The organism is Spirosoma rhododendri, assembly GCF_012849055.1.
Taxonomy (GTDB): domain Bacteria; phylum Bacteroidota; class Bacteroidia; order Cytophagales; family Spirosomataceae; genus Spirosoma; species Spirosoma rhododendri.
Window position 1 is genome coordinate 164997 of record NZ_CP051677.1, and the last position, 23995, is coordinate 188991.

Consider the following 23995-nt stretch of genomic DNA (forward strand, 5'->3'; position numbering starts at 1 on the left):
TATGAATGTGACAATTTAAAAACGAAACATTAGTTGGTCTTTAAGGTCACCCCTCTCCTGTTTTAGGAGAGGGGATGGGGGTGAGGTCATACCGCTGCCGCTGCCGTCAACCGAGGTCAACACAACATACCGCCTATGCGTCTACTTCTCCTACTCCTCCTGCTTCCCGGTTTCGCCATTGCCCAGACCGGAACGCAATCTCAGTCGGACGTCGATACAACGAAGTCGCCGTTTAGTTTTAAGAATGCGCCTTGGTACGGCCGGTCGACGCCGTTCGCTATTTACACGGGGGCGGGTAAACTCGCCGACCGGGGGTTGCAGTCAATTGAAATCGGCAAGACGTTCAACGTCATCGACCTGGGCGTTGCCGGAGGTCGCAGTACGTTCAGGCCCGACAGTACCTTTTTTCTGGAAGGACGGGTGACGATGGACGTCGGCAATTACGGGCCGTTTGCCAGCGAAATGACCATCGGCGCGGGTCGACTTTTCGATAAGCCGGGTAGCCTGATGCTCGAACTTAGCTACAGCATCTTCGCGCAGATCGCCAAAAAATTTGGCTTCGGACTGGTCACCGGCTACATCGACTTCAGCAATGAATTCACCGATGCGTCGAAAACGTACTACGGCATCTACCTGCGCTACGGGCTCGAACGCACCGACACGGGTGGTCTGATCGGACTGGCACGGCCGCGCCCCCGCTTCCGTGGGCGGCATGGGCACCGGTAGGTCATCAGAATTTGTTGGTCGGTCGCTGCGTTGTACCGGTATGAATCCAGTAGTTGGAAAATACATCGTGCTGGCCGGAGCCGGGTTGATGCTGGTCGGGCTGTTCGTCTGGCTGTTTGGTGATAAGCTGAACTGGCTGGGGCGATTGCCCGGCGACATCCGGGTGACGGGTCAGAACGGGGGCGGTTTTTACTTTCCCATCGTCACCTGCATCGTCGTCAGCGTTGTGCTGAATATCGTTATCGCTTTGGTTCGGCGTTTTTTTTGATGGTTGCCGTGCGCAGGTTTGGCAGCTCATTCTCCAGCGTGTAACTCAGCTTGTTGATGTAGAACACCTCACGCTGCAACGCGTAGTTCTGCCGGGCGGCAATCTTCTGCACGCCCCACGCCAGAAAGTGACGGTCGTACCACGGGGTCAGCTCGTCGTTTTCCGAAAACGTTACACGCTCGTTTTCCCCGTCGGTAGTAAGAAGCCGCACTACTTCGGGCTTTTGCAGTACGGTGTTCCCCTGAATAATTTCCGTGTTGATCTGCCCCCCGTTCGGGTAGGCCAGTATCGTTTTGTTGCCCAGCTGCGATACCTGCACTTTCTGGGTCAGGTCGCGGCTAAGTACCCCGTTGATGGGCAAACAATTGTCCCACAGCAGCTTACCGGCCCGGTCGAAACCGCACAGAAACGCGTGGGTGTACTGGTAGCCATCGTACCGGTCGGTGCCCCGAATACTGCCGTTAGCGAGCGTTGTGCTTCGGTAGTGGGGGTAATACACCTCCGCCACCAGCGTCAGGCCGTCGGGCGTCGGAATCAGGTCATGCACCAGCAGCCGATACCGGTACTTGTACGACTTCCCGACTTCCTTTTTGCGGTTGGCGCGGGCCAGCATCCGTTCCTGCTGCCGGGGTTTCAGGTAATTGAAGAAGTTGGCCAGCTGCGAAAATTCGATGTACTGAATATCGTTGATGGCCGCATCGCCGTCGACAAAGCCTAGCGAGTCGCGCCGGAGCCGGGTCACGTAAACGCCCTGCGAGTACGGGGTGCAATCCGACGAATAATTACCGACCAGCAGCGATTCGTTTTCGTTGACCGGCAGAATCTTCCCGGAAATCAGGCTGTTCTGTGCCCCGTCGAAATTCAGGGAACGGATCAGCTTGCTGTCGTACCCGTACGTTCTGACGCTGAACTGACAGTGCCGTTTGGTTGAATGCACCAGCACGTTTACTTCCTGATTGTATTCATCAACTTCCAGGCCGCTGATCTCGATATGGTTGGCGTACAGCCCCGGTAGCACCCGCACCGAACGGTCGAAGAACGAAAAAGCCAGCACGATGGGCCGCCCCTTAAAATAGCCGCCGATATACGCCTGACTACCCATCACTTTGAACTGCTGAATACTCATCTGCTCGATAAGTGCGCTCTCGAACGCGTCGAGCTGCCCATCGTCGGTATTCAGCCGGATAACCCGGAAGCGGTTGTTGTCGATGCCCCGAAACAACTGGTAACTGTATTGCCCGCTGCTAAACGACATTACGGGGCGCATCAGGCGGTCCTCCAGAATGTCGCGCTGCCAGACCGGGCGAAGCTGCGTGTCGTATTTACGAAAGGTGAAATGGGGCGGAGAATTGTCGAGCCACATACCGCCTTCCTGCGTTGTAACCATCACGCCCTGATCGGCCAGTGGCGTTACGTCGAAGGATTGTATGGCCGTGGCACTCACCGGAATTTCCAGCCGCAGCGTCTGGGATAACTGCGCCCGCACCGGTCCGGAATGATAACCAGCGAAGAGGAAAATCAGTAAAAACCGTAGACGTGCCATACGTACGAATATACGATTGTTTGCTGGTAAAGTTCATTAAAATGAGCCTGTAACTAAAGCCAACTTAACACCGATTTGCCCGCATCGTAAGACTCAGGCAATCCACAAACCGGCTACACCCACGACATGCCACACCGACTGCCGATTTTCCAGAAATACCAGCTTACCGTACCCTTCTTTATACCCCCAGATACATTCGTAATAGCAGATTGCTTTTCGTTTGTCAGCAGCGTACACAACCGCCGACAGCGTAACGATACCGCCAAAGTTTTTGATTGCTTTGCCCAGGGTGTGGTAGCCGTCGGCACCATGCATAAAGTGCCGGTCAATCTGCTGATCTGTCCACAAAACCGTGCCACGACAGGCAGGATTGAGTGGCCCATCAATCAAACGCTCCGTGAACTGTGCGTTATCTACCGACGACAAAAAAGCGGCCCAGCCGGGTTCTCTGTAGAACGGGTCGCCTGTCTGTAGCTGAACAGCCAACGCCTGCTGCGCATGAGCGAAGCTAAAATCGAATTGATGTCGCCGTGGCACAGCGGTAGTACGGCGAATAAGTAACTGCTGCCCATGCCTGTGCAGAAGCTGATTATCGTTACAATACGAGAACTGATTGATAACCGACTCGTAGACGGCGCAATCGGAATCGGGTGGCTGAGCTGTATACTGGCAGGCCCAGTTCAGCGACAACACGATCAGGCAGGTAAGTAGTCTATTCATAAATCACCTTTACCGGATAGAGTCAATAGTAGTAATTCTTCCATACTATTCAGAACTTTACCCACCGAAGCCAGATACAGGCAGCCGGCACCAATTTTGGCTATTTGTATCTTGCCATAATCTAAAACTAACACTAGTATCCCTTGCTTATGAGCGATGTAGCCACCCGCTTCGCACCCGGTGTTGTCACCGGCGAAGGCGTTACCGAACTTTTTCGTCATGCCAACGAGAATGATTACGCCCTGCCTGCCGTCAACGTCGTCGGTACCGATTCAGTAAACGCAGTGCTGGAAACGGCCAAAGCCGTTAACTCGCCGGTAATCATTCAGTTTTCTAATGGTGGAGGGATTTTTTACGCCGGTAAGAGCCTTCCCAACGACAAGCAGCAGGGTGCCATCGCCGGGTCGATTTCGGGCGCGCTGCACGTACACCACGTTGCTGAACTCTACGGCGTTCCGGTCATTCTGCACACCGACCACTGTGCCAAGAAACTGCTGCCCTGGATCGACGGCCTGCTGACCGCCGGTGAGAAACATTTCGATCAGACCGGCAAGCCCCTGTTCTCGTCGCACATGCTCGACCTGTCGGAGGAGCCAATCGAAGAGAATATTGAAATCTGCGCCAAATACTTCGAGCGGATGGCCAAAATCGGTATGACGATCGAAATCGAACTGGGCGTAACGGGTGGCGAAGAGGATGGCGTCGACAATACCGACGTCGACGACTCGAAGCTGTACACCCAGCCCTCGGAAGTAGCTTACGCCTACGAAGAGCTGAGCAAGATTTCGCCAAACTTCACCATCGCGGCTGCTTTCGGTAACGTACACGGTGTGTACAAGCCGGGCAACGTGAAGCTGTCGCCGATTATCCTGAACAACTCGCAGGACTTCATCCGCGAGAAATACAACACGGGGCCGCTGCCAGTGAACTTCGTATTCCACGGTGGGTCGGGTTCGAGCCGCGAGGAAATCCGCGAAGCTATCCGCTACGGTGCTGTGAAGATGAACCTCGACACCGACATGCAGTGGGCCATGTGGGAAGGTATTCTGAACTACTACAAAGCGAAGGAAGGCTATCTGCAATCGCAGCTGGGCAACCCCGAAGGAGCCGATTCGCCAAACAAGAAATACTACGATCCTCGTGTATGGCTGCGTAAAGGCGAAGAAAGCATGGTTAGCCGCCTGAAAACCGCATTTGAAGACCTCAACTGCATCAACCGGCTGGCTTAATTCCGACTGGTATTCTTAAGTACGAAAGCCGGGAGTTTTCCATTGGAGAACTCCCGGCTTTTTTGTTTGCCTGTAGTTTCCGGCGTCAGTCGGCCGCTTTGATGATATCAGGAACTTCCAGTACGGGTTTGTCGTAGCCACGCGCTACCACATGGATCATGGCGCGACCCAATGCCGACAGCGTCGACCCGGCATTGGCGTAGAACAGCTTCACCACCGGTATCAGCCAACTGATGTAGCGGTAGTACGACTTCACATTTTTGAGGTCCGGTGTAGGTTCCAGAAAGCCCGGCCGGAACATATACGCACTACGGAACGGCAGCTTCAGCAAATCGTTTTCAGTTTTGCCCTTGACCCGCGCCCACCGGCTACTACCCCGCTCGGTGCTGTCGGTGCCGGCCCCCGACACGTAGCAGAATGTCATGTCAGGATTCAGGCGGGCCATGGTGCGGGCAAACGCCAGCGTCAGGTCGTAGGTCGTGCGGGCGTAGTCATCGGCACTAACGCCAACCGACGAGATACCGAGGCAGAAAAAACAGGCGTTGTAGCCCCTGAGCTGCGATTCGATAGCCGACAGGTTCATGAAGTCAGCGTGAATGACTTCGGTCAGTTTCGGATGACTAACACCACCCGGCTTCCGATTGATGACCAGTACGTGTTCGACAGCGGGGTCGAGCAGGCACTCGCGGAGTACCCCCTCCCCGACCATACCCGTAGCCCCGGTTATAATTGCTTTGATTGCCATTCTATTGCGCTGAGTAGTACTGCATTGGTGCCTTATTTACGAGTCGCTATGGTATCTATAAACTACATCTTTCCTGTTTCATCCCGAAATAAATGACAATAGACAGCTAGTCTACTAACCAATTGACCGAATAGACTATTCATCTGTATTTTTCGTAGATTCTATCCCATTATTTGGACTACATCTAAATAACCAGATACATTTGTCTTAATACGGATTTAATCTCTGCTGTAGCGGCAACTATAGCGTCGGATTATGGACGTGTTTCAGGCGGGGGCTTCGGCCACCGATTGTAGCCTGAAATCAGCCAAAAAAGAGAGCCGAATGGCGGCAACCATTCGGCTCGGCCTGCCCGAAAGCAGGTGCTTTAAAACGGGGTAACATTATAAAGCAATGCAAAATAGCAAAATTCTGCACGCAGGACTACTGTGCCTATTGGCCTGTAGTGCCTGGGCGCAGCAACCGGGGTCCATCCTGTCGGGTACCGTCCGGGCCGACGATGGCGACGTGCTGCCGGGAGCGTCGGTCAGCGTTGCCAACACGAGCCGGGGGACGTTCGCCGATGCGCGGGGGGCGTTTCAACTGGAAAACCTTACCGCCGGTCGGCATACGGTTGTTATCTCCTACGTTGGTTACCAGAAAGTAAGCCGGGTTGTCCACCTGCACGACGGCGAATCGACGCGGCTCAGCGTCAGCCTCAAACCCGAACATACCGACCTCGACGCCGTAGCGGTTATCGGCCGCAGCGAAGCCAAAGAAGTAAACCGGCAGGCGTTCAACGTCACGGCCATCGACGCCAGTAAACTCCACAATTCAACGCTTGATCTATCACACGCGCTCGACCGGGTGTCGGGGGTGCGGGTGCGGGAAACGGGGGGCGTTGGGTCGAGTTTCAACTTCTCACTCAATGGTTTTTCGGGTCGGCAGGTCAAGTTTTTTCTCGACGGCGTACCCATCGACAACTTCGGCTCGTCGTTCCAGATCAACAACATTCCCATCAACCTGGCCGAGCGCGTCGACGTGTACAAAGGCGTCGTGCCGATCTGGCTGGGGTCCGATGCGCTGGGCGGGGCGGTCAATATCGTCACCGGCAACCGGCCCCGCACCTACGTCGACGCATCGTACTCCTACGGTTCGTTCAACACCCACCGCAGCACCGTCAACGCGGGTATCACCACCAAATCGGGCTTCACGTTTCAACTCAACGCCTTTCAAAACTATTCGGACAACAACTACTGGGTAACGGTCGACGTGGCCGACATCAATACGGGTGAATACTTTCGGCAGCAGCGGGTGCGCCGGTTTCACGACACCTACCGCAACGAAACGGTGATCGCCAACGTGGGCGTCACGGGCAAACGGTGGGCCGACAAGCTGCTGGTTGGGATCACGCTGGGGCAGAACCGGGCCGAGATTCAGACCGGGGCGCGGATGGTGAGCGTATTCGGCAACTGGTACCGGCGGGGCAACATCGTGATGCCCAGTTTCCGCTACCAGAAAGACAACCTCGTAAAAGGGCTGAGCGTACGGCTGACGGGGAATTTCAACCTGGGGCAGGAACAGAACGTCGACACGGTGTACCGGCGCTACAACTGGTTTCAGCAGTACATTCAGTACAACGGGCCGGGGGCCGAACGCGAACGGTCGCTCTACAAATTTCGCAACAACAACGGCCTGCTGACGGCCAATGTCAACTACCAGCTTAGCGAAAAACAGAGCCTGAGCGTCAACAACGTGTACAACACGTTCAACCGTACCGGTGCCGACGAACTGCAACCCGGCAGCGAACGCTACGAACAGCCCCGCGTCACCACCAAAAACGTGCTGGGTGTCGGCTACAAATACGATTACAGCGACCGCTGGAATACGTCGATTTTCGGCAAGCACTACGCCCAGCACAACAAATACGGGATGACGTACAATCCCAGCGGCAACTACGGCGATCAGGCGTATATGACCCAGCGCAACGCGTTTACCGCCCTGGGCTATGGCGTCGCGACCTCGTATTTTCTCCGCAAAAACCTGCAACTCAAAGCGTCGTACGAGAAAAGCTACCGGCTCCCCGAAACCGAAGAGCTCTACGGCGACCTGATTAACCTGGAGGGAAACATCAACCTCAAAGCCGAAAGCAGCAACAACTACAATCTCGGATTCAGCTACCAGACCAGCCTGCACCGCGATCACCGGCTCAACGTCAGCGGCAACGTGCTGTACCGCGATGCGCGGGGCTTTATCCGCCCCCGGCTGAATACCAACCAGACCAAGCAGGTGATGGACAATCTGGCCGACGTAACCAACCTCGGCTTCGACGGCGAAGTGCGGTATTCGTACAAGCAACTGGTGTCGGCGGGGGTGAACATGACCTACCAGAACCTGCGCAACAACACGCAGTTTGAGGCAGGCTATACCGGCCAAAGCCCGCTCTACCGCGACCGGATTCCCAACATGCCGTTTCTGTTCGGCAACGCCGATGCGTCGCTGTTTCTGCGCAACGTGGGTGGGCCGGGCAACACGCTGACGGTCGGTTATAACCTGCTCTACGTCCACGCGTACTACCTCTACTGGCCCAGCCTCGGGCAGGACAAACTCGACATTCCGCAGCAGCTATCGCACGACGTCAACATCGTCTACGCGCTGGGCAACGGCAAATACAATATCGGGCTGGAATGCAAAAACCTGCTCGACGCCCGCCTGTACGACAACTTTAGTCTGCAAAAGCCCAGCCGGGGCTTCTACGGCAAACTCCGCTACTATTTCAGTAACTAATCGCGTTTCAATTCCCTATCAATGATGACCACTACGGGTAAACTCTCTCTATTCACGCTGGCGCTTGGCCTGGCGGTGGCTGGCTGTACAAACGATGTTTCCGAGGTAGCACCGGGCACCAACGGCGACGGCTCAAAACCCCGCTTTATCATCTCCGCGACGCCCGTTGGTTCGCAGGGCGTGGCCGACTACCTGCTCACGACCGACACGCTGACGCAAGGAACGATTTCGACGCGGGGCGCGGGTATCGAGCAGGACGGTACGTACCGCTACTACATCACCCACAAAAACCGCTTTTTCAGCCTCCTCTACGGGCAGGGCAACCCCGGTGCCGTAACGACCTACACGCTCAATGCCACGGGTAAGCTCGAAAAAGTGTCAGATTTTCAGGCCGAAACCGTACAGGTCTTTGCGCCCGTCAACAACGACATTCTGACGATGCGAATCCCCCGGACGGGTACCGAATCGGCACTGGCCTTTCGCATCAACGCCGACAGTTCGAAAGTGCAGGGGCAGTCGCAGATCAACATCGTGCAACTGGCGGGTAACGGCGAGCGGGCACACTTCACCTGGGCCACGCAGGTCGGCAATAAAGTCTACGCGCCGTATATGAGCATCAAAGGCGCAGCGCCCGACGCGTTCGGCACCAGTTACCCCGACAGCGCGTGGGTGGCCGTATTGTCGTACCCCAGCCTGACAGTGGAAAAGGTCATCCGCGACAACCGGACCAGCTTTATCGGTCGCTATTTCACCAACGGCCTGACCGTCGATGAGCAGGGTGATGTGTATGCGTTCTCGTCGGGTGTGGCCACCAACAGCAACCAGCTGAACTCGACCAAGCCCTCGGCCATTACCCGCATCAAATCAGGCACGACGGAGTTCGATCGGTCGTATCTGTTCAACGTCGAGCAGGCGTCGGGTGGCGCAAACCTGAATACGCACCTCTACATCGGGCAGGGCAACTACATCCTGACCATGACCAATGCGGCCGAAAAAGGGGCCTACAATACAGGGAAGCGCGTGGCCGTGGTGAACGTTTACAACCAGACGTTTAAGTGGGTCGAGGGTATGCCAACGGTCGATGAGATTGTGCAACTAACCAGCGGACAAAACAACTACTCGCCGAAGGACGGCAGAACGGGCTTCATCGGCCTGACACTAACCGACGGCAGCAGCTACATCTACCAGGTCGATGCAACAACGGCCAGGGCTACGCGCGGCCTGAAAATCGAAGGCGGCACAATCACAGCCATCAACCGGCTCTCCTACAACTAAAAATACCCCACTGGCAGCCCCCTAGCCCATGCGTTACAAATCGACTACTTCTCAAAAAGAATCGTCCCGCTCGGCGTTTTACCGGGTGTCGGCCTGGCTGCATTTGTGGCTGGGGCTGCTGACGGGCATCGTTATGGTCATCGTCTGCCTGACGGGTTGCATCTGGGTGTTTCAGGAAGAAATTACCGACCTGCTCGAACCCGAAACAACGATTCCCTACCAGGCAAAACCAGTGTTGCGCCCCTCGCAGGTGATGGCGATTGCGGCCACAGCGTTTCCCGGCAAGGAAGCGGCCTACGCGATGTACCGGCAGGGACATACCATCGAAGCCACCGTCGGCGGGCGCGGGAAAGCGGGCGGTTCGGTGCAGATCAACCCGTACACGGGGCAGGTGGTCAGCGTCGAGAAACGGAAACAGGGGCAGGTCGGCTTTTTCCGGTGGGCGCTGAACGGGCACCGCGCCCTGTGGCTACCGTACCCCATCGGTCGGCCCATCGTCAACTACAGCACCCTGATTTTCATCATCACGCTCATCACCGGCATGGTGCTGTGGTGGCCGCAGAAATGGACGAAAAGCACCCGCGAACGCAGTTTTACGATCAAGTGGAACGGCTCGACTAAGCGGATTAACTACGACCTGCACAACGTACTGGGTTTCTATTCGCTGCTGGTCGTGATGGCGATTTCGACGACGGGTATCGTGATTGGCCTCGACTGGTTCAGCAAGGGCTTCTACTGGACCACCACCGGCGGCCGGACGATGCCCGAACACCGGCGAGGGGGAATGGCGTCGGACACGCTTCAACCCAATCGCCCTTACACCAATGCGCAGGCCGTCGATCTGGCGTGGGAAATGGTCGCCCGCAAACACCCCGACTCGAAAGGGTTTTTCATGACGTTTCCATCAGACAAAGACCAGAAAGGCACCATCGATATTTCGGCATACCCCTCGGCGGGTAAGTTCTACGACCGGCTGGGCTACCACTTCGATCGCTACACCGCTGCCCCCATCGCCCACCAAGACATCGACACGGTGCCGTTCACCCAGTCGGATTTTGGCGACAAGCTGCGCCGGATGAACTACGACATTCACATCGGTACCGTTTTGGGTCTGCCGGGTAAGGTGCTGGCTTTCTTCGCCAGCCTGATCGGAGCCAGCTTACCCGTTACGGGCTTTATCATCTGGTGGGGTAAGGGTAAAAAGAAGGGCAAAAAGAAAGGTAAACCAGCTAGGCGGACCATGTCAGTTGCAGCCACCGACGAAACGGCGGCCACTATTGCGACGGGTACCCCGCCCAAACCCGCTTTTCGGCCGGGTCAGCTCCAGCCGAAACCGGTTTTCACACCCGCTACAAGTACGGCAGCGTCGTCGGGGCTGGGGGCGCCTGAACAGTAGAGCCGTATAAAGCCGGGCTTTGCTCACGGTTGTCTACTTTCACCCCCAGACGAACCATTTCTTCACGAATGACTAATTTTCTGTTTCCTCCCTGGCGCTCTACTGCCTCCGCACTGAACATGTCTACCCTGTTGCTACGACTGGTCTTCGGTGGGCTGATGATTCCCCACGGCTACGCCAAACTGACGCACTTTGCCGAGTACCAGAGCGACTTCCTGAATCTGATGGGTATGGGGACCAACATATCACTAGGGCTGGCTATCTTCGCCGAACTGGGCTGTTCGGTTTTGCTGGTGCTGGGTCTGCTCACCCGGTTAGCCCTTATCCCGCTGATTATTACAGCGCTGGTCATCGTGTTTAGCGCGCACGAGGGCCAGATCCTGGGCGATGGTGAGCATGGCTTTCTGTACCTCGCCGTTTATGTATCGCTCCTGATTACCGGCCCCGGTCAATACAGCATCGACCAGACGCTGTTTGGCCGATCAGCCACCGCCGATCGTCGGTTCGTTTAAAGATTGTTTGGCTTTGGAGAATGGTTTTTGTCATGTGCTCCGTCACAACGTTCAAGAGAGCAATATATTGAGCGACAGGGTTGTACCCGACAGCATCTTGCTGTCGGAGCCGCGATAGCGGCTAACGGGGGGCGCTGCCATTTAGCCTGTCGGCTCCGACAGCAAGATGCTGTCGGGTACAACCTTGTCGCTCGATGCAGGCAAACACTGTAATTGTCACGACCGGGATTACACGGTGAGCGTTCCTTCAATGGAATCGTCCAGCGTTTTTCCGAGAACTGCTCCTACGGCCATCTTCGCAAACGCGACGGTATTGCCGTGTTTATTATCCCAATAGTAACCCTGCTGCGTGTCGATGCGGACGACCGTAATGCGTGGATCATCTTCGCCTTCGGTAAACCACGTTTTCAGAATTGGATTCCAGAGGTCTTTAATCAGCGCTTTGTCGGTCGAGATCGTCGCGTCACCGTAGATGCTTAGGAAATCCGAGTTTTCCGACCCTTGAAACAGGAGTTGCACCTGCTTATCAGTGGCAATATCGGCGTTCTTGTGGCTGTCGTTGGCGCTCAAAAACCAGAAACTCCCCGACTCGTCGACCTTCCGTATGGACATCGGGCGTGTCCGCAGCGGTTCGCCAGTGGTGATTTTGGTACAGAAATAACAGGTGTCCGCCTTCTCGGCCAGCTCCTTGATTTTCTTGCCTGCTTCGGTACCGGTCAGGTCTTTGTGGTTCTCTTCGGGCTGTTGTTGGTTAATGCTATCCATGAGTCAGTTTTTTGTTGAGTATGTATAGCGGTTAACTAGAAAATCAACCCTTTCGCTTTTTGCAAAATTGGTTTTCTGAAAGACATTGACCGCTGGGGAGTAAATTGCCGCGTTTCGTCTGTTCTATACATGCGCCACAGTGGCGTCATTGCTCGAATCAACGGTTTATGACTTCTCCTGACTCTTCCCTGCGCGTACTGGTTGTCGGCTGCGGCAACATGGGCGCATCGCACGCACTGGCGTATCAACTCATCGACGGCTTCACAATCTGCGGTATCGTCTCGACCGGCAACAGTAAGGTCGTGCTGAACGAGCGGCTGGGTGGTGGCTACCCCCTTTTCAGCGATTACGCAACGGCCCTCGCCGAAACCAAACCCGACGCCGTCTGCATCTCGACCTACCCCGATACGCATGAGTCGTTCGCGATTATGGCGCTGGAAGCGGGTTGCCACGTATTCATCGAAAAACCACTGGCCGACACCGTTGAAGGTTCGCAGCGCGTCATAGCTGCCGCCCAGAAAGCCGATCGCAAACTGGTCGTGGGCTATATTCTGCGGCATCACCCGTCGTGGGAGAAATTCGTGGAAGTTGCCCGCGAGATGGGCAAGCCGCTGGTGATGCGAATGAACCTCAACCAGCAGAGCCACGGGCAGATGTGGACGGTACACCGCAACCTGATGAAAAGCCTCAGCCCGATTGTTGACTGCGGGGTGCATTACATCGATGTGATGTGCCAGATGACGCGCTCAAAACCGGTGCAGGTCAACGCCATCGGTGCGCGCCTGACCGACGATATTCCGGCTGGCAACTATAACTACGGTCAGTTACAGATTCGCTTTGAAGACGGCTCCGTCGGTTGGTACGAAGCGGGCTGGGGGCCGATGATGAGCGAAACGGCGTTCTTCGTGAAAGACGTGATCGGACCCAAGGGCTGCGTCTCGATTGTGGCCAAGAACGCGGGCGGCACTGGTAAATCCGACAACGTCGATTCGCACACCAAGACGGAATCGCTGCGGGTTCACTACGCCGATATCGACGCGGAGGACCATTTCACCCGCCCCGACGAGTGGATCGATATGCAGGACGAACCCGACCACCAGGAACTTTGCAACCGCGAACAACGCTATTTCCTGCACGCCATCCGCGACAACATCGACCTGACCGATCACATGCAGGACGCCGTCAACAGCCTGCGTATTGCCTTCGCCTGCGACGAATCCGTCCGCACCGGCCAGCCGGTGATGTTGTAGCTAGTTCAATGTTTGCAGTTCAACGTTTAAGGTTGACAGAATCAACCACCGACCATGACACCCGACGATATTTATAACATCCTGACCGACGCCATTAGCACAAACATTCCGGACGAATGGACGATTGCACGGGTCAACGTGCAGATGCTCGATAATGGGCAGGATATTGAGTTCGATGGCTTTTACCTCACCCCATCAGGCGACGCCGAAGTACTGGTCACCGAATTTCCGGCCGACGTGACCGACGCGATACAGACGTTGTACCGGCTACGGCTGGAAGCTGGTCAGCCACAGGCTAACCGCCTGCAAATCGACCTGACGCCACAGGGCAATTTTACGACCGACTTCAGCTGGGATCAGGAGATGCAGGACGAAGACGAGCATTTCACCCGGGGTGGTACGGTTGCTGAGTGGCAGGCCATTCGGGAGGAACGCTACGGCAAACCCGCATCAGACTAGCAAGTCACGACAACCTGAAAAAGGCAAGGCGCACCCCGCTTTGCCTTTTTTTATTCCTGATTTCGGCTTACTGCCTTGTTGAAATACGTACGGGCCGTCTGCCGAATCAACTCACCCGCATCGGTGTCCGGCTCGAACAAACCGGTGTCTACGTGAATCGTTTCATCGGTCAATACGTCGTACGTACCGCAGGGAACGAGCTGCGCGTCCTGATAGCCACCCAGCAGAAAATCAGCCGCGTCGGCCAGCTCATCGAAGCCGACAGCATGATAATCATTCTGCTGACTGAAGACGGCGATAAAGCGCATAGATCGTGCGGACAAGGGATTAACCTACTGATATATACGTCGAAAACCGGCTTCCGGTTGTGTCGCTTCGTCGGAACCTTCCAGCTATTTTCCCGCGTTGACCCCAAATCCGCCGTACCTTTGCGGGCTATATACGTTATCACCAGTTGCCATGACATTTGCCGATCTGAATCTGAACAAACCTCTGCTAAACGCCCTCGGCGATCTGGGTTATACGACCCCAACGCCCATTCAGGAGCAGGTCTTTTCGGTCGTCATGTCGGGGCGCGACGTATGCGGCATTGCCCAGACGGGTACCGGTAAAACGTTGGCGTACCTTCTGCCCTGCTTACGGCAGTATCAGTTTTCGAAGGACCACGCCACGCAGATTCTGATTCTGGTACCGACGCGCGAACTGGTGGTGCAGGTTGTCGACGCGATCAAACAACTGACGACGTACATGAATCTGGCAGTCGTTGGTGTGTATGGCGGGGTCAACCTGCGGCCGCAGCAGGCCGAGGTGCAGCAGGGGGCCGACGTACTGGTCGCTACACCCGGCCGACTGGTCGATCTGCTGGTCAGCAAGACCGTTAAGCTTAAATCGCTTAAAAAGCTGGTGATCGACGAGGTGGACGAAATGCTGACGCTGGGTTTTCAGGCGCAGCTGACGACCATTCTCGATCTACTACCGAAGCGGCAGAACCTGCTGTTTTCGGCCACCCTGACCGACGACGTCAACAAGTTGCTCGACACGTATTTTGCCAATCCGGTTCGCATCGAAGCGGCTCCGGTTGGGTCGACGGCGGAAACGATCACGCAGGCCGTTTACGAAGTGCCGAATTTCTATACGAAGATCAACTTACTCGATCTGCTGCTGCGCCGACACGCCGAGATGAACAAGGTGCTGGTATTCGCGGAAAGCAAAGCCATGGCCGATCTGCTGTTCGATCAGCTGTCGCCCCGCTTCCCCGATCAGGTCGATTTTATCCACGCCAACAAAGCCCAGAACAAGCGGTTCGACGCCGTTGAGCGCTTCCGTTCCGGCGAAATCCGTATGCTGATCACTACGGATTTGCTGGCCCGCGGCCTGGACATCGACGACATCTCGCACGTGGTGAATTTCGACCTGCCCGAGGAACCGGAAAGCTACGTGCACCGCGTCGGCCGGACGGGTCGCGCCAACCGTAGCGGGGTGGCCATTTCGTTCGCTACCCCCGCCGATGCGGAGCTGCGCGCTGCCATTGAAACGCTCATCAACCAGCCCATCCCCAACGCTGAACTACCCGACAATCTGGTCATCAGCGCAGAGTTACTACCCAGCGAACAAACACAAGTTCGCATGAAGATCATCGACCTGTCGGCACCCCGCCCCGACGATGCAGGGTCGGCGTTTCAGGAAAAGATTGCCAAAAACCAGAAGGTCAACGTCCGGCGCGACATTGCCGCCGAGAAGTGGCTCAAATACGGTCGCCCGATCAAGCGCAGCGGGAAGAAGTAGATTTGGGTTTAAGGTTTAACGTCTAATGTTCAAGGTTGTTCGTAACGACGCCTAACCTTAAACATTAGACGTTAAACTTTAAACTATCAACCATTCGCTGGAACTCAGCCTGTAGCGGGGCTGTAACGACGACCGGCTCCGTGGTACCGGGCGGGGTGAAGCGAAGCTGTTGAGCGTGAAGCAGCATCGTGTTCATATCGAAATGCTCCAGAAACAGCTTGTTCTGCTTGTTGCAACCGTGGGGCCGGTCGCCAATGATCGGGTGCAAAATATGGGCCATGTGCTTGCGTAACTGATGCATCCGCCCTGTTTCAGGGTTCAGTTCCACCAGCGAATACCGCGACGTCGCATGCTTACCAAACGAAATCGGCACTTCGGTTCGCTGGAGCGTTCGCAGATGCGTCACGGCATCCTGTACCGTACCGTCGTCGCGCCGGAGCGGGTAGTCGATAGTTTGTTTGTCGTCGGTATAGCCGCGCACGATGGCGAGGTACGTTTTATCAACCTGCCCGTTCATAAACTGCTGCTGCATCTGCGCATTCATCGTGTCGCTGAGCGCGAACAGCAGCACCCCACCCGTTTTACGGTCGAGCCGATGCACGGGGTATACGCGCTGCCCAAGCTGATCGCGCAGCAACTGCACGGCAAATTCACTGGCATCGCTGGCAATGGGCGACCGGTGCACCAGCAAACCGTGCGGCTTGTTGATGGCCACTAATTCGTCGGACTGGTACAAAATAGGCAATAAATCGGGCATCAGGACTGTGGGTAGCCGGGCGTGGCTTTTACGTCGTCGATCTGTTTGCGGTGCCGCTCCCCGTGCGACGCAATCAGCAGCAGTGCCTGATACAGATCCAGCCGACCCAGTATAAAATGGTCGAAATAGTGCGTGCGCAGGTCGCCCTCGGCTGTTTGGGCAAAGTCAGTATCAGCAGTGCGAACCTGATCGAACAAGGCCACTGTCGCACTTGTATCGCCATATTTGCCAGTCGGTACAAAAGGCTCGGGAGCCGCCAATAGTCGGCTCCGCCCACGGGTTGCTCTGACCAAATCAACATCCGACACCTTTATTTCGCTGCGTTTTTCTGGCTTGGCAGGCAAACTCATACCATACTGAATGGCCCGAAAAATACCCCGCTCAACTAGCACAATGTGCTCGACGCACTCGGCAATCGACCAGCGGTCAGCATTGGGTTTAAACGTCAGTTGCGCGTCGGTCAGCCCATCGACAGCTTCGTGCAGCAGTTGCTGCGTCGTTTGTAGGGCGGTTACGATATAGTCACGCTCGGCCGGTGTGACGGGGCCAGTTACGGGGGTCGATGATAAATTTTCCATGATCGGCTAAGGTTTTAGACAAACATACGACAGGATTTTTTTGGACAGGATTTCAGCCAGGCCGCCGGACGGATTAACAGGCTTTCAGAGATAACAACCGGAGGATACAGCTTCGGGTGGGCTACCGGTGTACCACTGCGACAAATTACACGTCCGACACTACGGCAGCAAAATCCGCGTTCCAGTAATATCCTCAATCCGCGACGGCGGCCCGACTGTAATCATGTCAAACCAAACCTGTGTACATTTACAAATCAGGCTCATATCTAATTCATTTCGCCTTTTGCACCAATGAACGAACACAGTAAAGCGTTTCTGTACCAGTATCTGAACAACGCGTCGCCGACCGGTTTTGAATCGTCGGGGCAACAGATCTGGCTCGACTACATCAAACCCTACACCGACAGCTATATCGTTGATACCTACGGCACGGCAGTCGGCGTCATCAATCCCGATCAACCCTATAAAGTCGTTATCGAAGCCCACTCCGACGAGATTTCGTGGTTCGTCAACTACATCTCCGACGACGGCTACCTGTTCGTCCGGCGCAACGGCGGCTCCGACGCGCTGATTGCCCCCTCGATGCGGGTAAATCTGCATACGAAGAAGGGCGTCGTTGAAGGTGTATTCGGCTGGCCGGCTATCCACGTCCGCGACCTGACCAAAGACACCGCCCCCAAAGTAACCGATCTGTTTATCGACGTGGGCGCGGCTACGAAAGAGGAAGTCGCGGAAATGGGTATTCACGTCGGCACCGTCTGCACGTTTGTCGACGGGCTGATGGAAATGAACAACCGGTACTACGTCGGCCGGGCGCTCGACAACCGCATGGGCGGGTTTATGATCGCGGAAGTGGCCCGGCTGCTGAAAGAAAACAACGTTACGCTGCCGTTCACGCTATACGTCGTCAACGCGGTGCAGGAAGAAATCGGCCTGCGTGGAGCCGAGATGATTGCCCGGCGGCTCCGCCCAGACCTCGCTATTTGTACCGACGTGACGCACGATACGCAGTCGCCGAAGTACGACAAAAAAGAGCAGGGCGACCTGAAATGTGGTGCCGGACCAGTGCTGTGCTACGGCCCCGCCGTGCAGAACAACGTCCTCGATATGCTGATCGACGTAGCGACGGATAAAGAGATTGCGTTCCAGCGGCAGGCCGTCAGCCGGTCGACCGGTACAGACACTGACGCATTCGCCTATGCCACTGAAGGTATTGCCTCCGCCCTGATTTCGCTACCTCTCAAGTATATGCACACGACCGTCGAAACCGTTCATATGGAAGACGTGCAGAACGTAATCAAGCTGATGTACGAGACACTGCTGACGCTGAAAGGCAACGAAGACTTCCGGTATATCAAATGAGTTTAACGTTTATGCCGGGCCGCCGGGCGGTTCAATGTTTAGAGTTGCTCAAGCACCAACACTAGTTTGCCAGCCTTAAACGTTGAACCGCCCGGCGGCCCGGCACAAACGTTAAACCCAACCCTAAACGCTTTATTTTCAACCAAAAAACCCAAAACCGAAACGCTTATGACACTCAATCGACGCTTATTTCTGCAACAGGCGGGTATGCTAACGGCTGGTGCGGCTCTGCTGCCCGACGCGCTTCAGGCGGCTCCCAACACGCCAAAGCCCGGCCTGCAACTGTATTCACTCCGCGATGATATGGAAAAGGACGCGCGTGGCACGCTGAAGAAAATAGCGGCTATGGGCTACAAGGAAATCGAGTCGTATCCGGGCAGCAAAGGGTTTCTGTGGGGCATGTCGCCGTCCGAGTTTAAATCCTACCTGAACAGCCTGGGCCTGACGCCGATCAGCACGCATACGGGTATAGAACCCGACATGGAGAAATACATGAACGAAGCCGCTGAAGCCGGTTTCAAGTATTTCACGGTGTCTTCAATCCCGAAGGAGATGCGCGAAAACATGGGCGGTTTCCGTAAGGTTGCCGACGAGTTCAACAAGTACGGCGAACTGGCGCAGAAGTCGAACCTCATGTTCGGTTACCACAACCACGATTACCCGTTCACCGAAATGGACGGTATGGTTCCGTTCGACACGCTGGCTCGCGGCACCGACCCCAAGCTGGTCACGTTCGAACTCGATATTTTTTGGGTGATAGCCGCCGACAAAGACCCGGTGACGTACTTCAACAAATACCCCGGTCGGTTTACGATGGCCCACATCAAAGACCGCGATCCCAAAGACCACAAAGTATCGACGGTATTGGGCAAGGGCGATCTGAAAATGACCCCGATCCTGGGTGCAGCCCAGCGCGCCGGCGTCAAACACTTCTTCGTTGAGGTAGAAGAATACGGTTCGCAAACGCCCCTCGAAAGCGTTCGTGCTTCAATGGCCGGCGTGAGGAAGTTGGTATTCTGAGTTTGCCGCTTTCCCTCACCCCAACCGACACGTCGGACCGCCCCTCTCCCAAAACGGGAGAGGGGCTTTTTTTTACAGACTGCTTTCTAGCTTCTGGTTTGTGAGCGGTGGGACTATCGTATGGCTGCACCCCCTCTCCTGTTTTAGGAGAGGGGGCAGGGGGGTGAGGTTATTTTCCCTCCAGCAACGCCAGCGCTTCCTGGTTGCCCTGCTGGACGGCGAGGTCCCGGACGCTGAGGCCGCGCGAGTCGCGGATTGAAGTGTCGGCGCCGTTGTCGAGCAGGAGCTTGACGAGGTTGTTGCGGCCGAAGATCGTGGCAAACATCAATGCCGTTCCGTTGTTGCCGTTCAATAGGTTGAGGTCGGCCCCCTTGTCGATGAGCAGCTGCGCAACCTCGGCGTAGCCTTTAAAACTGACGCCCATCAGGGCCGAATTGCCACTACCGTCCTGCTTGTTGACGTCGGCACCAGCCGCAATCAGGGCTTTGGCCGCGTCGATGTGGTTGTCGTAAGCAGCAATGACCAGCGGTGTAAACCCACGGCCATCGGTAGCGTTGACGTCGACGCCTTCGGCAAGTAGCTGGTTGATCTGCGTTACGTCGCCTTTCCGGGCGGCATCAATCAATAGATCTTCGGGGCGGGCAGAATAAAAAGACATAGGTGAATGGAGTTTATTGACAAAAACTATCCCGCAGCTACAACCAAGTAACTGCGGGATAGTTCACTTCATCTCTGTCTGGTCCGGTTAATACGGCTGAGCCGAGTGAGCCATTTCTTCGGCTTCTTCGGGAGTCGATTTTTCGTTGGCGTTTCTGGCCCTGTCGAGCCCGTCGCGCACCCGCCGACCGTAGTCCTCGTCGCACTGCGTAAACAGCTCGACCATTTTGTCCTGAATATGCTGCTCCGCGCCAGCGATCGTGCTGACCAGGTTATTGATCAGGTCGTCGCGCTCCCAGTCCTCATGCAGTCGGTAGCGTTCGCCCGCCTGCTTGAAATTGTTGGTCCGGTCGATTGGCTGACGAACCAGATTACCGGCAATATATGGCTGGTGCTCAGCATACTTTTTCGGTGCTTCCTTGAGCCCGTTCATCGACGACGGTTCGTAGTTGACGTGCTTGTTCTGACCCGGTGCCGTATCGACGCGGTAGGCCATCTGCCCGTCGCGCTGATTCGTGGCAACGTGCTTCCGGGGCGCGTTGATCGGCAGTTGCAGGTAGTTGGTACCGACGCGGTAACGCTGCGTGTCCGAGTACGAGAACGTCCGGCCCTGTAGCATCTTGTCGTCCGAGAAGTCGAGCCCATCGACCAGCACACCCGTGCCAAATGCTACCTGCTCTACTTCATGGAAGTAGTTCTCAGGGTTTTTGTTGAGCGTCATCACCCCAACCGGCAACCAGGGGAACTGATCTTCGGGCCATAGCTTGGTATCGTCGAGCGGGTCGAAATCCAGTTCGGGATGCTCATCGTCGCTCATGATCTGCACCAGCAACTCCCACTGCGGGAAATTACCGGCTTCGATAGCGTCGTACAGGTCCTGCGTGGCGTGGTTGAAGTTCTTCGCCTGAATTTTTTCGGCTTCCGGTTGCGTCAGGTTCTTGATACCCTGTTTCGGCTCCCAGTGGTATTTCACCAGCACACCCTCTCCCGCTTCGTTAACCCATTTGTACGTATTCACGCCCGAACCCTGCATCTGCCGGTAGTTGGCCGGAATACCCCAGGGCGAAAACAGGAACGTAATCATATGCAGGGCTTCCGGCGTATTGCTGATAAAATCAAAAATACGGTGGCCGTCCTGCCGGTTGGTAATTGGGTCGGGTTTAAACGCGTGAACCAGGTCCGGGAACTTCATAGCGTCACGGATAAAGAACACCTTCAGGTTGTTGCCAACAAGGTCCCAGTTGCCATCTTCGGTATAAAACTTTACCGCAAAACCACGCGGGTCACGCAGCGTTTCGGGCGAGTGCCCGCCGTGAATCACCGACGAAAACCGGACAAACACAGGCGTTTGCTTTCCTTTCTCCTGAAAGAGTTTCGCCCGCGTATAATTGCTGATCGGTTCATCGCCTACCGTACCGTATGCTTCAAACACACCGTGCGCACCGGCACCGCGCGCGTGTACGACACGTTCGGGTATGCGCTCCCGGTCGAAATGGCTTATTTTTTCAAGGAACGGATAGTTTTCCAGCGTCGTGGGCCCACGACTACCTACCGTTCTGACGTTCTGATTGTGCGTTAATGGATGTCCCTGACGGGTCGTTAAGGTCTGGTCTACGGGCTTGTCCTGCGGTTTCAGGCCAGTATCGCCGTATTTTGGTTCGGTCGAGTTGCCGTTTTGCGAGTTTTCCATAATCACTATAGATAAAGTAGTATAAATTTCAACGGGTTAGTACCGCTAATGGTTTTAAAAAAATGCGCCGGGTTTGGGCCCGGCGCATTGCTGAAAACTAAAACCCGTAAATCGACTATGCTGCTACTGCTTCCTGCACCCTGGCGGGCGTGACCGTAATCACGACCGACTTCGACGTAGGCGTATTGCTTCGCTCAGCAACTTCGTCAATTGGAATCAGTACGTTGGTTTCGGGATAATACGTCGCTACGCAGCCCCGCGGTATGTTGTACGGAACAATCAGAAACTTGTGCGCCGTGCGGACCTTACCGTAGTACGTACTGTGCAGATCAACCAATTGCTGATCGTACAGACCGAGGTTAGCGATATCGTCTTTGTGCATGAAAATCACCCGCCGTTCGCCGTAGACCCCCGATACCGGTCGTCGTACCCGTAAATCGTCGTGTTGAACTGATCGTGCGACCGGATCGACATCATCATCAGTTCGCCCGGTTGCAGCGTGTACGTGTCGGGCGCGTTGACCGTGAAATGGGCTTTGCCATCGCTGGTTTTGAATTCCCGAACGCGGGGACCGTTTGGCAGGTAAAACCCACCCGGCACGCGTATCCGCTCGTTGTACTTGTCGAAACCCGGCACCACCTTCTCGATACCGTCGCGGATAAGATCGTAGTTGCCGACAAATGCATCCCAAAACTCGGCTGTCGTCACGTTATGTGGCAGCGGGGGCAGATTCCGCCGGGCGTGCGAACCGGTGTTCCCCAGCGTCGCCTTCGCCATTTCGCCGATGATTGCTACTTCGCTTTTCAGGTCTTTCGACACCGCATCGACCACACCATGCGATTGCGCTACTACACCCGTCGTGCTTTCGCAACTGATAAACTGCTCGCCCGTGGCCTGATTGTCGTGGTCAGTACGGCCCAGGCAGGGCAGAATAAGGGCCGTTTCGCCGTGGATCAGGTGCGACCGATTGATCTTGGTCGACACATGCACGGTCAGTTTCAGCTTACGCATGGCTTCGGCAGCATAGTTCGTGTCCGACACGGCGAGGGCAAAGTTGCCACCCAACCCGAAGAAGGTTTTGACCTTCCCGTCGTGCATCGCCTTCACCGACTTCACCACGTCGAATCCGTTGTGGCGGGGTGGCTCGAAGTTGTAGGTTTTCTGGAGCGCATCGAGGAATTCCGGCTTGGGTTTCTCCCACACGCCCACCGTCCGGTCGCCCTGCACGTTGGAGTGGCCGCGAATCGGGCTGGCCCCGCCCCCTTCGATACCGATACTTCCTTTCAGCAGCAACAGATTCACCACTTCATTGAGCGTATCAACCGAATTGCGGTGCTGCGTCAGGCCCATCGCCCAGCAGATGATGAATTTGCGGGTGTTGCGGAACATACCGACCGCTTCGCGAATCTGCTCCAGCGGCACCCCGCACTGCGCTGCCATCTCGTTCAGGCTAAACTGCGACAGGCTCTTTTTGAACGACTCGAAACCCGACGTGTATTGCTCGATAAAGTCGCGGTCGAGCACTTGCCCCGGCGTTTTCTCCTCCTCTTCGAGCAGAATTATGCACATCGCTTTCAGCAGGGCCATGTCGGAATTGATCCGCACCTGCAAATACAGATCCGTCAGCTTCTCACCACCAAACAGCACGTCGCGCGGACTCTGCGGATTCTTGAATTTGATCAGCCCGATTTCGTGAATGGGGTTGACGGAAATGATCTTAGCCCCGTTTTGCTTGGCTTCTTCCAGCACCGTCAGCATCCGGGGCGAGTTGGTACCGGGGTTCTGCCCCATAATCATAATCACGTCGGCTTTGGCGTAGTCTTCGTACGTCACCGACGCCTTACCCAGTCCCAGCGTATCGGCGAGGGCTACACTGGTCGATTCGTGGCACATGTTCGAGCAGTCGGGCATGTTGTTGGTGCCAAACATCCTGACGAACAACTGGTACAGAAACGCCGACTCGTTGCTGGCCCGACCCGACGTGTAGAACACCGCTTCGTCGGGCGAATCGAGTTCGTTGAGGTTATCGGCGATGGTCGAGAACGCTTCATCCCAGCTAATGGCTTTGTAATGTTGCTCGCCCGGTTTCAGCAACATCGGCTGCGTGATGCGCCCCTGCTGACTAAGCCAGAAGTCCGGTTTTTGCAGCAGCTCATCGACCGTGTACCGCTGAAACAACACGGGCGATGCCGTGTGGTTGGTCATGATCTCGTCGGCCACGGCTTTCGCGCCACTCTCGCAGTACTCCGCAATGGGCGAGCGGTGATGGTCGGGGTCGGGCCAGGCGCAGGACGGGCAGTCGAAGCCGTCTTTCTGGTTGAGTTTGAGCAGGGATTTCGACCCCCGGACAAGTCCCGTGCCCTCAAACGTGTGTTTAACCGACTGAATAACGGCCGTTATACCGGCGGCATCGTCAAACGGGTCTTTGACGACCAGATTGCCGGTAATTTCTTCCGGCGGGGTGTTCGTATTCATGTTTACCAGATAGGGTT

23 protein-coding genes are annotated in these 23995 nt (G+C 55.8%); 12 read left to right on the forward strand and 11 right to left on the reverse strand.

Annotation, left to right across the window (positions count from 1 at the left end; genetic code table 11):
* Positions 1–135: 135 nt before the first annotated feature.
* Positions 136–726, forward strand: a complete 591-nt coding sequence (locus HH216_RS00665; RefSeq protein ID WP_169549035.1) for a hypothetical protein — start codon at positions 136–138, stop codon at positions 724–726.
* A gap of 40 nt (positions 727–766) precedes the next feature.
* Positions 767–994, forward strand: coding sequence for a DUF2905 domain-containing protein (locus HH216_RS00670; RefSeq protein WP_169549036.1), 228 nt, complete (start codon positions 767–769; stop codon positions 992–994).
* On the opposite strand, the gene HH216_RS00675 is transcribed toward HH216_RS00670, so the two are convergent.
* Both HH216_RS00675 and HH216_RS00680 read right to left on the reverse strand, forming a co-directional pair.
* Positions 966–2537 (reverse strand): hypothetical protein, encoded by a 1572-nt coding sequence (locus HH216_RS00675; RefSeq protein WP_169549037.1) that lies wholly within the window; start codon positions 2535–2537, stop codon positions 966–968. The genes HH216_RS00670 and HH216_RS00675 overlap by 29 nt on opposite strands.
* A gap of 93 nt (positions 2538–2630) precedes the next feature.
* On the reverse strand, positions 2631–3257 hold the full coding sequence (locus tag HH216_RS00680) for a hypothetical protein (RefSeq protein ID WP_169549038.1): 627 nt from the start codon (positions 3255–3257) through the stop codon (positions 2631–2633).
* A 149-nt stretch (positions 3258–3406) separates the two neighbouring features.
* On the opposite strand from HH216_RS00680, the gene fbaA reads away from it, so the two are divergent.
* Positions 3407–4486, forward strand: coding sequence for a class II fructose-bisphosphate aldolase (gene fbaA / locus HH216_RS00685; protein WP_169549039.1), 1080 nt, complete (start codon positions 3407–3409; stop codon positions 4484–4486).
* A gap of 85 nt (positions 4487–4571) precedes the next feature.
* On the opposite strand, the gene HH216_RS00690 is transcribed toward fbaA, so the two are convergent.
* The gene (locus HH216_RS00690; RefSeq protein WP_169549040.1) at positions 4572–5231 is read right to left on the reverse strand and encodes an NAD-dependent epimerase/dehydratase family protein; all 660 of its coding nucleotides are present in this window, start codon (positions 5229–5231) and stop codon (positions 4572–4574) included.
* Between the two features lie 393 nt (positions 5232–5624).
* Between HH216_RS00690 and HH216_RS00695 the strand changes: the two genes are divergently transcribed.
* From HH216_RS00695 to HH216_RS00710, 4 genes are all read left to right on the forward strand, one after another.
* The gene (locus HH216_RS00695; RefSeq protein ID WP_169549041.1) at positions 5625–7997 is read left to right on the forward strand and encodes a TonB-dependent receptor; all 2373 of its coding nucleotides are present in this window, start codon (positions 5625–5627) and stop codon (positions 7995–7997) included.
* 21 nt (positions 7998–8018) lie between these two features.
* Complete coding sequence (locus HH216_RS00700; RefSeq protein WP_169549042.1) at positions 8019–9272, forward strand: DUF4374 domain-containing protein; 1254 nt, start codon at positions 8019–8021, stop codon at positions 9270–9272.
* A 28-nt stretch (positions 9273–9300) separates the two neighbouring features.
* Positions 9301–10668, forward strand: coding sequence for a PepSY-associated TM helix domain-containing protein (locus HH216_RS00705; RefSeq protein ID WP_169549043.1), 1368 nt, complete (start codon positions 9301–9303; stop codon positions 10666–10668).
* A gap of 119 nt (positions 10669–10787) precedes the next feature.
* On the forward strand, positions 10788–11180 hold the full coding sequence (locus HH216_RS00710) for a DoxX family protein (protein ID WP_217371885.1): 393 nt from the start codon (positions 10788–10790) through the stop codon (positions 11178–11180).
* Positions 11181–11408: 228 nt separating this feature from the next.
* On the opposite strand, the gene HH216_RS00715 is transcribed toward HH216_RS00710, so the two are convergent.
* A complete protein-coding gene (locus HH216_RS00715) occupies positions 11409–11945 on the reverse strand; it encodes a pyridoxamine 5'-phosphate oxidase family protein (protein WP_169549045.1) in 537 nt (178 codons plus the stop codon).
* 218 nt (positions 11946–12163) lie between these two features.
* Between HH216_RS00715 and HH216_RS00720 the strand changes: the two genes are divergently transcribed.
* Both HH216_RS00720 and HH216_RS00725 read left to right on the forward strand, forming a co-directional pair.
* Positions 12164–13195: a Gfo/Idh/MocA family protein gene (locus HH216_RS00720; protein WP_408641806.1), complete on the forward strand. Its 1032-nt coding sequence runs from the start codon at positions 12164–12166 to the stop codon at positions 13193–13195.
* A gap of 54 nt (positions 13196–13249) precedes the next feature.
* Positions 13250–13654, forward strand: coding sequence for an antitoxin YezG family protein (locus HH216_RS00725; protein WP_169549047.1), 405 nt, complete (start codon positions 13250–13252; stop codon positions 13652–13654).
* 50 nt (positions 13655–13704) lie between these two features.
* Here the strand turns inward: HH216_RS00725 and HH216_RS00730 are convergent, their stop codons facing one another.
* Positions 13705–13962, reverse strand: coding sequence for a hypothetical protein (locus tag HH216_RS00730; protein ID WP_169549048.1), 258 nt, complete (start codon positions 13960–13962; stop codon positions 13705–13707).
* Positions 13963–14113: 151 nt separating this feature from the next.
* Here HH216_RS00730 and HH216_RS00735 point away from each other — a divergent pair, with 151 nt between their 5' ends.
* The gene (locus tag HH216_RS00735) at positions 14114–15439 is read left to right on the forward strand and encodes a DEAD/DEAH box helicase (RefSeq protein ID WP_169549049.1); all 1326 of its coding nucleotides are present in this window, start codon (positions 14114–14116) and stop codon (positions 15437–15439) included.
* Between the two features lie 64 nt (positions 15440–15503).
* Here the strand turns inward: HH216_RS00735 and HH216_RS00740 are convergent, their stop codons facing one another.
* On the reverse strand, positions 15504–16196 hold the full coding sequence (locus HH216_RS00740; RefSeq protein ID WP_169549050.1) for a pseudouridine synthase: 693 nt from the start codon (positions 16194–16196) through the stop codon (positions 15504–15506).
* Positions 16196–16774, reverse strand: coding sequence for a DinB family protein (locus tag HH216_RS00745; protein ID WP_169549051.1), 579 nt, complete (start codon positions 16772–16774; stop codon positions 16196–16198). Before HH216_RS00745 ends, HH216_RS00740 begins: the two co-directional genes overlap by 1 nt.
* Before the next feature lie 291 nt (positions 16775–17065).
* On the opposite strand from HH216_RS00745, the gene HH216_RS00750 reads away from it, so the two are divergent.
* On the forward strand, positions 17066–18136 hold the full coding sequence (locus tag HH216_RS00750; RefSeq protein WP_169549052.1) for a M42 family metallopeptidase: 1071 nt from the start codon (positions 17066–17068) through the stop codon (positions 18134–18136).
* Positions 18137–18304: 168 nt separating this feature from the next.
* A complete protein-coding gene (locus tag HH216_RS00755) occupies positions 18305–19156 on the forward strand; it encodes a sugar phosphate isomerase/epimerase family protein (RefSeq protein ID WP_169549053.1) in 852 nt (283 codons plus the stop codon).
* 169 nt (positions 19157–19325) lie between these two features.
* Here the strand turns inward: HH216_RS00755 and HH216_RS00760 are convergent, their stop codons facing one another.
* From HH216_RS00760 to HH216_RS00770, 4 genes are all read right to left on the reverse strand, one after another.
* Complete coding sequence (locus HH216_RS00760) at positions 19326–19814, reverse strand: ankyrin repeat domain-containing protein (RefSeq protein WP_169549054.1); 489 nt, start codon at positions 19812–19814, stop codon at positions 19326–19328.
* A gap of 87 nt (positions 19815–19901) precedes the next feature.
* Positions 19902–21503, reverse strand: a complete 1602-nt coding sequence (locus HH216_RS00765) for a catalase (RefSeq protein WP_254448624.1) — start codon at positions 21501–21503, stop codon at positions 19902–19904.
* A gap of 115 nt (positions 21504–21618) precedes the next feature.
* Positions 21619–21885 (reverse strand): hypothetical protein, encoded by a 267-nt coding sequence (locus HH216_RS26515; RefSeq protein WP_332871442.1) that lies wholly within the window; start codon positions 21883–21885, stop codon positions 21619–21621.
* Between the two features lie 5 nt (positions 21886–21890).
* On the reverse strand, positions 21891–23978 hold the full coding sequence (locus HH216_RS00770; RefSeq protein WP_332871443.1) for an FdhF/YdeP family oxidoreductase: 2088 nt from the start codon (positions 23976–23978) through the stop codon (positions 21891–21893).
* Positions 23979–23995 lie beyond the last annotated feature (17 nt).

Bases quoted from the DNA above. Each gene is read 5' to 3' on its own strand.
- HH216_RS00705 (WP_169549043.1), top strand. From the start codon at position 9,301: ATGCGTTACAAATCGACTACTTCTCAAAAAGAATCGTCCCGCTCGGCG.
- HH216_RS00765 (WP_254448624.1), bottom strand. From the start codon at position 21,503: ATGGAAAACTCGCAAAACGGCAACTCGACCGAACCAAAATACGGCGAT.
- HH216_RS00730 (WP_169549048.1), bottom strand. From the start codon at position 13,962: ATGCGCTTTATCGCCGTCTTCAGTCAGCAGAATGATTATCATGCTGTC.
- HH216_RS00725 (WP_169549047.1), top strand. From the start codon at position 13,250: ATGACACCCGACGATATTTATAACATCCTGACCGACGCCATTAGCACA.
- HH216_RS00715 (WP_169549045.1), bottom strand. From the start codon at position 11,945: ATGGATAGCATTAACCAACAACAGCCCGAAGAGAACCACAAAGACCTG.
- fbaA (WP_169549039.1), top strand. From the start codon at position 3,407: ATGAGCGATGTAGCCACCCGCTTCGCACCCGGTGTTGTCACCGGCGAA.
- HH216_RS00670 (WP_169549036.1), top strand. From the start codon at position 767: ATGAATCCAGTAGTTGGAAAATACATCGTGCTGGCCGGAGCCGGGTTG.
- HH216_RS00665 (WP_169549035.1), top strand. From the start codon at position 136: ATGCGTCTACTTCTCCTACTCCTCCTGCTTCCCGGTTTCGCCATTGCC.
- HH216_RS00745 (WP_169549051.1), bottom strand. From the start codon at position 16,774: ATGGAAAATTTATCATCGACCCCCGTAACTGGCCCCGTCACACCGGCC.
- HH216_RS00740 (WP_169549050.1), bottom strand. From the start codon at position 16,196: ATGCCCGATTTATTGCCTATTTTGTACCAGTCCGACGAATTAGTGGCC.
- HH216_RS00750 (WP_169549052.1), top strand. From the start codon at position 17,066: ATGAACGAACACAGTAAAGCGTTTCTGTACCAGTATCTGAACAACGCG.
- HH216_RS00720 (WP_408641806.1), top strand. From the start codon at position 12,164: ATGGGCGCATCGCACGCACTGGCGTATCAACTCATCGACGGCTTCACA.
- HH216_RS00695 (WP_169549041.1), top strand. From the start codon at position 5,625: ATGCAAAATAGCAAAATTCTGCACGCAGGACTACTGTGCCTATTGGCC.
- HH216_RS00710 (WP_217371885.1), top strand. From the start codon at position 10,788: ATGTCTACCCTGTTGCTACGACTGGTCTTCGGTGGGCTGATGATTCCC.
- HH216_RS00755 (WP_169549053.1), top strand. From the start codon at position 18,305: ATGACACTCAATCGACGCTTATTTCTGCAACAGGCGGGTATGCTAACG.
- HH216_RS00735 (WP_169549049.1), top strand. From the start codon at position 14,114: ATGACATTTGCCGATCTGAATCTGAACAAACCTCTGCTAAACGCCCTC.
- HH216_RS00690 (WP_169549040.1), bottom strand. From the start codon at position 5,231: ATGGCAATCAAAGCAATTATAACCGGGGCTACGGGTATGGTCGGGGAG.
- HH216_RS00680 (WP_169549038.1), bottom strand. From the start codon at position 3,257: ATGAATAGACTACTTACCTGCCTGATCGTGTTGTCGCTGAACTGGGCC.
- HH216_RS00700 (WP_169549042.1), top strand. From the start codon at position 8,019: ATGATGACCACTACGGGTAAACTCTCTCTATTCACGCTGGCGCTTGGC.
- HH216_RS00760 (WP_169549054.1), bottom strand. From the start codon at position 19,814: ATGTCTTTTTATTCTGCCCGCCCCGAAGATCTATTGATTGATGCCGCC.
- HH216_RS00770 (WP_332871443.1), bottom strand. From the start codon at position 23,978: ATGAATACGAACACCCCGCCGGAAGAAATTACCGGCAATCTGGTCGTC.
- HH216_RS00675 (WP_169549037.1), bottom strand. From the start codon at position 2,537: ATGGCACGTCTACGGTTTTTACTGATTTTCCTCTTCGCTGGTTATCAT.
- HH216_RS26515 (WP_332871442.1), bottom strand. From the start codon at position 21,885: ATGCACAAAGACGATATCGCTAACCTCGGTCTGTACGATCAGCAATTG.